10 protein-coding genes are annotated in these 12,078 nt (G+C 64.1%); 4 read left to right on the forward strand and 6 right to left on the reverse strand.

The genetic code is table 11. The features are described 5' to 3' along the window. Positions 1–11 precede the first annotated feature (11 nt). The 5 genes from accC to LB538_RS12840 all read right to left on the reverse strand — a co-directional run bounded on the left by accC (position 12) and on the right by LB538_RS12840 (position 4,732). Positions 12–1,355 carry an acetyl-CoA carboxylase biotin carboxylase subunit gene (gene accC, locus LB538_RS12820; protein ID WP_224532345.1) on the reverse strand — a complete coding sequence of 448 codons (1,344 nt, stop codon included), beginning with the start codon at positions 1,353–1,355 and terminating at the stop codon, positions 12–14. A gap of 19 nt (positions 1,356–1,374) precedes the next feature. Continuing rightward, a complete protein-coding gene (gene accB, locus LB538_RS12825; protein WP_095767608.1) occupies positions 1,375–1,839 on the reverse strand; it encodes an acetyl-CoA carboxylase biotin carboxyl carrier protein in 465 nt (154 codons plus the stop codon). A gap of 26 nt (positions 1,840–1,865) precedes the next feature. Then, positions 1,866–2,300, reverse strand: a complete 435-nt coding sequence (aroQ, locus tag LB538_RS12830; protein WP_224532346.1) for a type II 3-dehydroquinate dehydratase — start codon at positions 2,298–2,300, stop codon at positions 1,866–1,868. A 133-nt stretch (positions 2,301–2,433) separates the two neighbouring features. Continuing rightward, positions 2,434–3,261, reverse strand: a complete 828-nt coding sequence (locus tag LB538_RS12835; protein WP_140842817.1) for a DsbA family protein — start codon at positions 3,259–3,261, stop codon at positions 2,434–2,436. 58 nt (positions 3,262–3,319) lie between these two features. Further along, the gene (locus tag LB538_RS12840) at positions 3,320–4,732 is read right to left on the reverse strand and encodes a M48 family metalloprotease (protein ID WP_224532347.1); all 1,413 of its coding nucleotides are present in this window, start codon (positions 4,730–4,732) and stop codon (positions 3,320–3,322) included. A 183-nt stretch (positions 4,733–4,915) separates the two neighbouring features. Between LB538_RS12840 and LB538_RS12845 the strand changes: the two genes are divergently transcribed. Continuing rightward, positions 4,916–6,064 carry a pyridoxal phosphate-dependent aminotransferase gene (locus LB538_RS12845; RefSeq protein ID WP_224532348.1) on the forward strand — a complete coding sequence of 383 codons (1,149 nt, stop codon included), beginning with the start codon at positions 4,916–4,918 and terminating at the stop codon, positions 6,062–6,064. 5 nt (positions 6,065–6,069) lie between these two features. Beyond that, positions 6,070–6,999 (forward strand): glutaminase, encoded by a 930-nt coding sequence (locus tag LB538_RS12850; RefSeq protein ID WP_224532349.1) that lies wholly within the window; start codon positions 6,070–6,072, stop codon positions 6,997–6,999. A 126-nt stretch (positions 7,000–7,125) separates the two neighbouring features. Here the strand turns inward: LB538_RS12850 and LB538_RS12855 are convergent, their stop codons facing one another. Beyond that, a complete protein-coding gene (locus LB538_RS12855; RefSeq protein WP_224532350.1) occupies positions 7,126–10,074 on the reverse strand; it encodes a ribonuclease E/G in 2,949 nt (982 codons plus the stop codon). A 92-nt stretch (positions 10,075–10,166) separates the two neighbouring features. Here LB538_RS12855 and LB538_RS12860 point away from each other — a divergent pair, with 92 nt between their 5' ends. Both LB538_RS12860 and LB538_RS12865 read left to right on the forward strand, forming a co-directional pair. Then, positions 10,167–10,304, forward strand: a complete 138-nt coding sequence (locus tag LB538_RS12860) for a hypothetical protein (RefSeq protein WP_176477023.1) — start codon at positions 10,167–10,169, stop codon at positions 10,302–10,304. A 416-nt stretch (positions 10,305–10,720) separates the two neighbouring features. Next, on the forward strand, positions 10,721–11,977 hold the full coding sequence (locus LB538_RS12865) for an N-acetylmuramoyl-L-alanine amidase (protein WP_263482462.1): 1,257 nt from the start codon (positions 10,721–10,723) through the stop codon (positions 11,975–11,977). The last annotated feature ends 101 nt before the right edge of the window (positions 11,978–12,078 follow it).

The raw sequence follows: 12,078 nt of genomic DNA on the forward strand, positions 1-12,078 counted from the left end.
GCATCCCCGTGCTATTCACCCTTGGCCAGGTATTTTTCCAGCCAGTGGATGTCGTAGTCGCCATTGGCGATGTCGGGATTGCCGACCAGGTCGCGGAACAGCGGCAGCGTCGTCTTGATGCCGTCGACGACGAATTCGTCGAGCGCGCGGCGCAGCCGCATCATGCATTCGACGCGGTTGCGGCCATGCACGATCAGCTTGCCGATCAGGCTGTCGTAATAGGGCGGGATTTTGTAGCCCGAATAGACGCCGGAATCGACGCGGATACCGAGGCCGCCGGGCGTATGGAAATGCGTGATCGTGCCGGGCGAGGGCGTGAAGGTGCGCGGATCCTCGGCGTTGATACGGCACTCGATGGCATGGCCGTTGAACTTGATGTCTTCCTGCTTGACCGACAGCCCGCCGCCCGAGGCGACGCGGATCTGCTCATGCACGAGGTCGATGCCGGTGATCGCTTCGGTCACCGGATGCTCGACCTGAAGACGCGTGTTCATCTCGATGAAATAGAACTCGCCATTCTCGTAGAGGAACTCGATCGTGCCGGCGCCCGAATAGCCGAGATCGGCGATAGCCCTGGCGCAGATGCCGCCGATGCGCGAACGCTCCTCGGCATTGAGCGCGGGGGAATTGGCTTCCTCCCAGACCTTCTGGTGGCGCCGCTGCAGCGAGCAGTCGCGCTCGCCGAAATGCACGCCTCGGCCGGCCCCGTCGCCGAACACCTGCACCTCGATATGGCGCGGCTTCTGCAGATATTTCTCGATGTAGACGGCGTCGTCGCCGAAGGCCGCCCCCGCTTCCGACTTGGCCGTCTGCAAGGCGACTTCGAGGTCCGCCTCGGTGTGCGCCACCTTCATGCCGCGGCCGCCACCGCCGGCGGAGGCCTTGATGATCACCGGATAGCCGATCTCGGCGGCGACGCGCTTGGCTTCCTTCTCTTCGCTGATCGCGCCATCGGACCCAGGCACGACGGGGATGCCGAGACGCTTCGCCGTGCGCTTGGCCTCGATCTTGTCGCCCATGACGCGGATATGGTCGCCTGACGGGCCGATGAAGGTGATGTTGTGGGCCGCTAGGATGTCGGCGAACTTGGCGTTCTCCGACAGGAAGCCGTAGCCCGGATGCACGGCATCGGCGCCGGTGATCTCGCAGGCGGCGACGATCTGGTGGATGTTGAGATAGCTTTCGCGGGACGGCGGTGGGCCGATGCAGACGCTCTCGTCGGCAAGCCGCACATGCATGGCGTCGGAATCCGCGGTCGAGTGGACCACCACCGTCTGGATGCCGAGCTCCTTGCAGGCGCGCAGCACCCGGAGCGCGATTTCGCCGCGATTGGCGATGAGGATTTTCTGGAACATCTCCTGATTGTTCCCGGCTCTACTCAAGAACCACCAGCGGCATTCCGTATTCGACCGGCTGGGCATCCTCGATGAGGATCGCCGTCACCGTGCCGGCACGCGGCGAGGGGATCTGATTCATCGTCTTCATCGCTTCGATGATGAGCAGCGTCTGGCCTTCCTTGACCTTCTGGCCGACCTCGATGAACGCCTTGGCGTCGGGTGAGGGTGCCAGATAGGCGGTGCCGACCATCGGGGAGGGCACTGCGTTCTTGGACATATCGGCGGCCGCGGCTGCCGTTGCTGGCTGAGCCGCGGCGGTCGCAGGAGCCGCGGCGGGCGCCGGCAGCGCCGCTGCAACCGCATGGACGGCCTGCGCCTGGCGCGAGACGCGCACCTTGAGGTCGCCGAGCTCGACCTCGATCTCGGTCAGATTGGTGTCGTTCAGAATGCCCGCCAGATCGCGGATCAGCTGCTGGTCAACACCGTTCTTTTTTATCGACATTTTCGAGCCTTCTGTTTGGGGGTCGGTCACAGGCGTGCCGCCAGTGCCTGCAGCGCGAGCGTGTAGCCGAGCGGCCCGAACCCGCAGATCATGCCGACAGCGACCGGCGCGACCATGGAGACGTGGCGGAAGGGCTCCCGCGCGTGGATGTTGGAAAGATGGACTTCCGCGACGGGCAGCGGTGCTGCGGCGCGGATGGCGTCATGGATGGCGATCGATGTGTGGCTGTAGGCGCCGGGGTTGATGACGATGCCTGCCGCCTTCTCGCTGGCTTCCTGGATCCAGTCGACCAGATCGCCCTCATGGTTGGATTGGCGAAAATCGATCTCGAGCCCGAGCGCGGCGCCGGCCGTCTTGCAGTCCTCGGCGATGGCCGCAAGCGTCTTGCCGCCATAAATCCCCGGCTCGCGCTTGCCGAGCGCATTGAGATTGGGACCGTTGAGGACGAAAATCGTTTTCAATATGCCGACCTTGTTCTGCGCCGACCCCAAGCCGGCGCACTGGGCCTCTATAATGGGCATAGCCGCCCGCGAAAAGAGCGCAAGTGCGTTCTTTCGCTGTCCACAGCGGCCGGCTTTTACACCGCGGGCGCGCCTAGAGCGCGCTTTTTGCCTCTTCGATCTTTTCCGCCAGAACCTGCTGGCCGAGCGCTCCGAAGATCACCTCGTTGCCGACGACATAGGACGGCGTGCCGGTGATCGACAGTTTCGTCGCAAGATCATAGGTGCGCGAGAGCGTTTCGGCGATGCGCGGGTCCTTCATCTTCTCGCGCAGCGCTGCCTCGTCGGCGCCGAGCGAAAGCGCCACTTTGATCGCGGTCGCCTCGGTGGCGCGACCCTGGCCGCCGAGCAGCGCGGTGTGGAACTCACGATACTTCTCCGGATGCATCAGGTGGAACGCCATGGAGACGACGCTGGCCTTCTGCGAATCCGGGCTGAGGATCGGGAACTCCTTGAGTACGAAGCGCAGGTCCGGATCGGACTTGGTCAGCGCCTGCATGTCCTCGATGGCGCGTTTGCAGAAGCCGCAATTGTAATCGTAGAACTCGACGATCGTGACCTTGCCTTTCGGGTTGCCGACGACGCCGTCGAAGGTCGAGTTGAAGATCTCGTCCTTGGAGTTCTTGATGACGCCGAGTGCGGCGAGCCGCTGCTCTTCCTTCTGCTTGGCCTCGAGCGCGTCCTGCACCTCGAGCAGAACTTCTGGATTCTTCAAGAGATAATCGCGGATGATGCCTTCGACCTCCTTGCGATCGATCTTGGTATCGGCGGAGGCCTTGGTATCGGTGGAAGACGTGACCTGGGCGACTTGCACGGTGTCGGCCCTCGCGGGCTGCGGGTTTCCCGCCATGAAACCGAAAGCCAGCATGCCGAGCGCCACCGCCAGACCGCCGGCGCTGCCAAGCAGGATTGCCTTGTTCATATCGTCGTTCCTTTTGCCGGTTCCGGTCCGCCTTGGTCGCCGCCAGGGCCCGGGAGGTTCATTTGAGTTTGTTCGATGGCGTGTAGTTTATAATATCCTGCGCCCGGACCCAGCGGGGTTCGCCGCGCTTCAATTTCTGTTGAGCGCGCATGGCGAAGATCTTAGCGTTTTTGTAGTCGCCCGCATAATAGTGACCCTCGGCGGTAGCAAGATCGGCAGCCGGAATGTCGCCGAGCTCGCCATATGCCTGCGCCAGAAAACGATAGGCTTCGGAATTCTCCCTGTCCCGCGCGACGCCGTTGTTAAGCTGGGTGACAGCCTTTTTCAGCGAATCGGGCGTGCCGACCGCCATCAGCGACTGGCCGACCGAAACCAGCAGCAGGCCGGAGCGCGCGGGATCGAGGCTGGCCGCCTTGGCATAGGCGTCCGCCGCGTCCTTCGGCTTGTTGACCTTCATCAGGATGTCGCCGCGCAGTTCGTGGAAATAGGGGTTCTTCGGTTGTTCCTTGATCAGCGCCGCCGTTTTGGCGAGCGCCGCGCCCGGATTGCCGTAAAGATAGGTCTGCTGCGCGTCGCCATAGCGCGAGGCGAGGCTGGTCGGGTTCTTGCGCATCAGTCGCGCGACGGCTGCCTGGCCCTGCATATAAGCCGCGATCTTGATGCGCATCATGTCGTGCCGCTGCTGCAGTGCCGGCGAGTCGACAGCGTTGACGAAGGGGCTTTGCTTGACGAGGACTTCGAGGTTGGCGATGCGCTCCTGCGGCATCGGATGGCTGATCCGGTAGGGATCGACCTGGGTGCCGGCGAGCGAGAGCGCGCTCTGGAAGCGGGCGAAGGTCTTCAGCATGCCCATGCCGGACTGGCCGGTGGCGTTCAGATAGGTGATCGCCGAACGGTCGGCGGTGATCTCTTCGGTGCGCTGATAGGCCAGAATCGAGCGCTGCGCCATCTCGCCGCCGCCGGCGGCCACCCCCATGCCGGCGCCGGCAAGACCGCGGCTGTTGGTGGTGGCGCCGGCCACCATGGCGCCGGCGCCGAGCAGCGTGGCGATGATGGCCATGGTCTTGGCGCGGTCGAGCTGGTCGCGCAATTTCTCCTGGTGGCCGCCGGCGATATGGCCGGCCTCGTGCGCGATAACGCCGATGATCTCGTTCGGCGTTTCGGCGGTCACCAGCGCGCCGGTGTTGATGAACAGCCGCCGCCCGGTGACGAAGGCGTTGAAACTCTGGTCGTTGACCAAAACGATGTCGATGCCGTCATTGGCAAGCCCCGCCGCTTTGAAGATCGGCCGGGCATAATCGCGCACCAGCGCCTCGATCTCGGCGTCGCGCACCACCGGCACGCCCTGCGCGAAGGCGCTGACCGAGCTCGATAAAGCAACGGTGGCGGCCAGCAGAATCGTCGCGAAGCCGCGCGCGGTTCGGCTGAGTGAGGTCGCTTTGCCAATTAACGGTCGGGGTCGGCTCAACATAGGTCCACTGGTAGACGAGCGGGCGAAAGATGAAAAGTCGGCGCCGGCAACTTCCTGCGCGCTTGTGATCCCCACATCAATCGGGCATTTGTGCGGCGCTGTCCCGTAACTAGGGCAGTTGGGGCAAGTCTGCTCTGGCTTGCGTCCAGAATTCGCCCAAATAGAGCAGTTGGAAGAGGTCAGATGGTCGTTTCGCTTTCGCGCCGCGGGGAAGTCGAGCCGTTCCACGCCATGGACATCCTGGCCGAAGCCAACCGGCTGAAGGCCACCGGCGTGCCCGTGGTGTCGATGGCGGTCGGCCAGCCGTCAGATCCCGCGCCGGTCGGGGTCCGCGAGGCGGCGGCCGCGGCCCTGCGGCATGGCCGCATCGGCTACACCGACGCTTTGGGCTTGGCCGATCTGCGCAAGGCGATCGCGGGGCATTACGGCGAGCACTACGGTATCGACGTCGCGCCATCGCGCATTGCCGTCACGACCGGCTCGTCTGCCGCCTTCAACCTGGCTTTCCTGGCCATGTTCGATCCGGGCGACCGTGTCGCCATCGCCGCGCCCGGCTATCCTGCCTACCGCAACATCATGGCCGCGCTCGGCATCGAGATCGTCGAGATAGAGCTCGGCTCGGATGCCTACCTGCATGCCGAGCACCTCAAGGCCGCCCATCGCGGGAAACCGCTGAAGGGCGTGCTGTTCGCCAGTCCCGCCAATCCGACCGGCGCGGTGATTCCGGCCGATGAGCTTGCCGCGCTGGTGAAAACCGCCGAGGAGCTCGGCATCGCCGTGATCTCCGACGAAATCTATCACAGGCTGGCCTACGCGGCGCCGGATGTCACCGCCCTGGCGCATGGCGCCGGCGTGACCGCGATCAATTCCTTCTCGAAATACTATTGCATGACCGGCTGGCGGATCGGCTGGATGGTGCTGCCGGAAGAGCTTGTGCGGCCGGTCGAGCGGATCGCCCAGAGCCTCTATATCTCGCCGCCTGAACTGTCGCAGGTCGCGGCGATCGAGGCATTCAAGGCAACGCAGGAACTGGAAAAGGTGAAGGCGCGCTACGCCTGGAACCGCGACCTTTTGATGAAGCGCCTGCCGGAACTCGGCTTTGCGCTCGCCGCACCGATGGACGGCGCCTTCTATGCGTTCTGCGATGTCACGCGCCACACCAACGACAGCATGGCCTTTGCGCGCAAGATGCTGGCCGAGGCGCATGTCGCAGCAACGCCCGGCCGCGATTTCGACCCGCTGCAGGGCCATCGCACCATGCGCTTTTCCTATGCCGGCAGCCATGACGACATGGTCGAGGCGTTAGCGCGCATCGAACGCTGGCTGAAATAACCGCCATGCCGGAACTCGAGCAGGCACTGGCGGAAGTGGCCGCCGAAATGGCGGAGCGCACCGACCGCGGCGAGGTGGCGACCTACATCCCGCAGTTGGGCAAGGTCGATCCGAAGAAATTCGGCATTGCCGCCGTGACCAATGACGGCCGCGTCATCCTGGCCGGCGATGCCGATCAGCCCTTTTCGATCCAGAGCGTCTCGAAAGTCTTCACGCTCACGCTGGCGCTGGGCAAGGTCGGCGATGCGTTATGGCATCGCGTCGGCCGCGAGCCATCCGGCAACCCGTTCAACTCGATCGTCCAGCTCGAGCATGAGAACGGCATCCCGCGCAATCCCTTCATCAATGCCGGCGCCATCGTCGTCTCCGACGTCCTGCTCGCCGGCCATCAGCCGCGCGAGGCGATCGGCGAAATCCTGCGTTTCATCCACTTCCTCGCCGATGACGAGACGATCATCATCGATCGCGAGGTGGCGGCATCCGAGCGCGCCACCGGCCACCGCAACTTTGCCCTGGCCAACTACATGAAATCCTTCGGCAATCTCCATCATGCTCCCGAGCTCGCGCTGGGTGTCTATTTCCACCATTGCGCGGTTGCCATGAGCTGCCGTCAGCTCGCCATGGCCGGCCGGTTTCTAGCCAATGGCGGCAGGAACCCGGCGACCGGGCATTCGGTCGTCTCGGCCGAACGGGCACGCCGCATCGGCGCGCTGATGCTGACCTGCGGCCACTATGACGGTTCCGGCGATTTCGCTTTCCGCGTCGGCATCCCCGGCAAAAGCGGTGTCGGCGGCGGCATTCTCGGCATCGTGCCAGGGGTTGCTTCGCTGGCGGTGTGGTCGCCCGGCCTCAACGAGAACGGCAACTCCAAGCTCGGCTCCATCGCGCTGGAGAAGCTCGCCCGGATGATGAACTGGTCGATCTTCGCGCCGTAAAACAGCAAAGCGCTGGCGGTTTGCCACCCGGAGCTGCGCTGAAAAAGCAGCCGGCGAAAATGAAAAATCCCGCGCCTGATGGGGCGCGGGATTGTTTCAAAAGATCAGCTTAACGATCTGAAAGGTCTAGAAAAAACCCTTGCGCTGCCACCAGCCGGCGCGCTTCGGCTTATCTTCGGCCTTGGCCTCGTCGGAGACGTTCGAAGACACCACGGGAACAACCGGCGCGTCGACTGACTGTGGCTTGCGCCGCGTCGGATGGGCGTTGGTGGCAGGCTCCGCCTCGGTGGCCGCGGGAGCGGCAGCGGCCGGCTCCGGCTCGGGCTGGACAGCCGGGGGCGCGACCTGAGCCTCGGCCACAGGCTCCGATACCGTCTCGGCCGCGGCTTCCTCAGCCACCTTCTTAGCCCTCGAACGGCGGGGCTTCTTCGGCTTTTCGACCGCCTCGGCATCGTCATTAGCCGCGGCGGGAGCAGCAGGTTCCTCGGCAAGAGCGGCCATCGCCGGCTCGCTTACGGCATCCTGGCCTTCAACCGGCTCACTCTTGCTGTCGCCCACGGTTTCGCTGCCAACGGCCTCCGAAGCTTCGTCTTCACGTCGGTTGCGCTTGCCGCCGCGCTTCCCGCGCCGGCGCTTCTTTCCGGAACCGTCGTCGGCAGCGGCCGCTACAGCTTCACCGCCGGCGGTTGCCTCGTCGGCGGCCTCTTGCTTCATATCGTCGTCATCGGTTTCGCCGGCTTCCATCGGCGCCGCCGCGACGTCACCATTGTGGTCGCGGTCGCGATCCCTGCCGCCGCGCCGCCGCCGGCGCTTGCGCCGTTTGCGGTCACGGCCTTCGCCATCCTCGGACCGCTGCTGGTGCTGACCCTGCTGCGCGTGGCGCGGCTGTTCGGGCTGGACCGAGACTTCCTCCTCCGCTTCCTCGACGACGATCTCGTCCTCGGGCTCTTCCGGCTCGACATAGGCCGGCAGGCTGCGCACCTCGACGAAGCCTTCCGGCTTCTCGGCAATGGCGCCGCGGAAGATCGCGTAGTGCTGGGTGCCGAGCGTCTCGTCAGCCTCGATCGTGATGGTCAGGCCGAAGCGGGCTTCGAGCTCCACCAGGTTGGCGCGCTTGTGGTTGAGCACATAGAGCGCGGTCGCCGACGGTGTGCGCACGATGATGTGGCTGCGCGAATCCTTGAGCAGGAATTCTTCGATCGCCCGCACGACCATCAGCGCCACGGAGGAATCGGAGCGTACATGGCCCGTGCCGCCGCAATGCGGGCAAGGCTTCATGGTCGATTCCAGCACGCTGGCGCGGATGCGCTGGCGCGACATTTCCATCAGGCCGAAGTGTGAGATGCGGCCTACCTGGATACGGGCGCGGTCGTTCTTGAGGTGATCCTTCAGCCGCTTCTCGACGGAGCGGTTGTTGCGGTTCTCCTCCATGTCGATGAAGTCGATGACGATCAGGCCGGCAAGGTCGCGCAATCGCAACTGCCGCGCGACTTCCTCTGCCGCTTCCAGATTGGTGTGGAGCGCCGTCTCCTCGATCGAATGCTCCTTGGTGGAGCGGCCGGAGTTGACGTCGATCGCAACCAGCGCCTCGGTCTGGTTGATGATGATGTAGCCGCCGCTCTTCAGCGTCACCTGCGGCTGCAGCATGCGGTCGAGCTGCGCTTCGATGCCGTTGCGCACGAAGATAGGCGTGGTGTCGCGGAATGGCTGAACCACCTTGGCGTGGCTCGGCATCAGCATGCGCATGAAATCCTTGGCCTCGCGGTAGCCGTCTTCGCCGGAGACAAGGATCTCGTCGATGTCCTTGTTGTAGAGGTCGCGCACCGAGCGCTTGATCAGGCTGCCTTCCTCATAGACCAGGGCTGGGGCCGAGGACTGCAGCGTCAGGTTGCGGACGTTTTCCCAAAGCCGCATCAAATATTCGTAGTCGCGCTTGATCTCGGCCTTGGTGCGGCTCTCGCCGGCGGTGCGCAGGATGACGCCCATGCCCTGCGGCACGTCGAGATCGGCCACGACCTCCTTCAGCCGCTTGCGGTCCTGGGCGTTGGTGATCTTGCGCGAGATGCCGCCGCCGCGCGCCGTGTTCGGCATCAGCACCGAATAGCGGCCGGCAAGCGACAGATAGGTGGTGAGCGCCGCGCCCTTGTTGCCGCGCTCTTCCTTGACCACCTGCACCAAAAGGATCTGCCGGCGCTTGATGACTTCCTGGATCTTGTACTGGCGACGCACCGGCTTGCGGCGGTTGCGGATTTCCTCGAGCGCGTCCTCGGCGCCGACCGATTCGACCTCGTGCTCGTCCGAATGCGAGGCCGAGACGTCCTCCAGCATGCCGCGATCATCGTCGCTAACGGCTGCTTCGCCGCTCTGCTGATCCGCCTGCGGCATCGCCTCGGAAATCACGTCGGCATCGATGCTCGCGGCAATCGAAGTAGGACCGCCTTCGGAAGGCTTGCCATTGTCGTCGTCCGCGGCGTCATCTCCGCCAGTCTCGGCGGCGGGTCCTTCAGCCGCTTCCGATACGGCCTCGACGGCCTCGGAGGCGGTTCCGGCATTTTCTGCCGGGGTAGCGGCGGTCTCGCTGGCGGCTTCCTCGCCCTCGGCTACCGCAGCGGCGGTTTCGTCAACGGCTATTGCTTCGGCCGGGCTTTCCTCGTTCTCCGATGAAGCGTGCTTGTGCTCGCCGCGGTCGCGGTTCTTGCCGCCGCGCCGGCGGTTGCGCCGCCCGCCGCGGTCGCGGGCATGCTGCTCTTCGCCGTTCTCGGTCTCCTCGTCGTCTTCGTCCTCGGCCTCCTGCGCCTCGGCGCGCAGCAGAGCCTGACGGTCGGCGACCGGGATCTGGTAATAATCGGGATGAATTTCGCTAAAGGCGAGAAAACCGTGACGGTTGCCGCCATATTCGACAAAGGCTGCCTGGAGGGACGGTTCGACGCGGGTTACGCGGGCGAGATAGATGTTTCCTTTAAGCTGCTTTTTATCCTGGGATTCAAAGTCGAATTCTTCGATGCGGTTACCGCGAACGACAACAACGCGTGTTTCCTCCGGGTGGGAGGCGTCTATCAGCATCTTGTTGGGCATTATTTTGTTTCCTGCCGGCAGCCGACGGCCGCAGCTGGCGTGGCAATGCCCGCCGCTGTGCGCCTGTATCTGTGTGCATGCCGGATAATTGAATGTCCGCCGGCCGCCGCTTGAGCGCAATGGCGGTGCCGCCCGCAGCCATTACGGCGCGGTTTGATGCGGACCTTTCCATGATTGCGCTTGAAGCCATCGGCACCCGGCAGAACCTTTTGAACCAAAGCCCGGGCTAAGCCGGACCAGCTTGTTTGCTCATAAAGAGCCGGCGCGGGACAATCCCGGCCGTTTTCCTCACGCAAGCGATTCCCCCGCCACGAGGGCACGCCTGCGAAAATCGTCGCGACCACCTGAGCCTGGAAGGGTAAAGGAGCCGCCTTTGCATCCAGCCTTTGGCAGGAAACTGCTGAGGCGAGCGGTTCCAGGATTGCAGTGATCCAATGTCGCTTTTATGATTTGGCGGGATGGAAGGCAACCCCGATTTCGGATGCCGGCAAAAAGCGCTTCCCCTGGGGAAGGCGCCTTCATCCCGCTCTATGAAAGGTTTGGTTAACCTTCTCTGAATACCAATCGTTAATCGAGTTGGCGGCCTGACAGGCATTCTGCGAGAAGACCGGGCGCAATGCGTCAAACCGGGAGCGACGGATAAGAGATGGGATCGGCGGGCGCCGCAAACAAGAGAGGTGGGGCCGCCGGGCATCTCCTGCGCGTGACCTGGACTGGCTTGCTGCTGGCGGTCCTGTCCTGTTTCGCCGCCGCCGTGCACGCCGAAACCTTGCTTGGCGCGACCGGCTACAAGATGGCCGGCGACGCCGCCAAGATGCGCATCGTCGTGAATTTCGACCGCGAGCCGGACGTCAAATGGTTCCTGCTGCGCGGTCCCAATCGCCTGATCGTCGATCTGCCGCGCACGCGATTCGCGCTCGACGCCAAGGATGTGAAGCCGCGGGGCCTTGTACGGGCCGTTCGCTACGGCGATCAGGGACATGGCTCGCGCCTGATCCTCACCGGCAAGGGCCCTTTCGTCGTCGACAAGCTCGACGTGCTCAAGAATGACGACGGCAGCGGCTACCGCATTGCCATCGATATGTCGGCTGCCTCCGAGCGGGAGTTCGACGAAGCTCTCGCCAACCAGTCGCTGACGACCGGTTCGACGGTTTCGACCGAAAAGGGCGAACGGGTCGGCACCGGACCGGTCTCGGCGCCCGGCCATCGCTTCACGGTGGTCATCGATCCCGGTCATGGCGGCGTCGATGGTGGCGCAGAAAGCTCCGCCGGCACGGTCGAGAAGGACGTCACGCTCGCTTTTGCCAAGGAACTGCGCGACAAGCTCGCCGCGGTCGGCAAATACGATGTCTACATGACACGGGACAACGACGTGTACCTGGCGCTCGACGAACGCGTGCGCATCGCGCGCCAGCACGAGGCCGATCTTTTGATCTCCGTCCATGCTGATACCATCGCCGTCAAAGGTCTTCGCGGCGCCACGGTCTACACGCTTTCCGACAAGGCTTCCGACCCGGAAGCCCAGGCGCTCGCCGATCGCGAGAACCTGTCCGACCAGTTCGCCGGAATGAAGATCGAGGACGACAACAAGGAAGTTACTGACATTCTGATCGACCTGATCCGCCGTGAGACCCATGGTTTCTCGATGAGCTTCGCCCACACACTGGTCGGTCAGCTGTCGACCAGCGTCGGCATGATCAACAATCCGCAGCGCTCGGCCGGCTTCAGGGTGCTCAAGGCCCCGGACGTGCCGTCCGTCCTGGTCGAGCTCGGCTACCTCTCCAATAACAAGGACGAGGCGCAACTGCTGAACGCCGACTGGCGCGGCAAGGCGGCGCAAAGCATAACCAACGCGGTCGCACTGTTTGCCGCCGCCAAGGCCGGAACCGCGACGGGCGGCTGACCCGCCGGAACTGCCCGCAACCGCCGGGCGCCTGCAACCGCAAGCAGCGTTGCATGACGACAACACCCGGCGTTATTATTCGGCAACCGAGTCCTCAAATT

Origin of the sequence: Mesorhizobium sp. Ca11 (genome assembly GCF_020165275.1) — a bacterium.
Classification (GTDB): Bacteria; Pseudomonadota; Alphaproteobacteria; order Rhizobiales; family Rhizobiaceae; genus Mesorhizobium.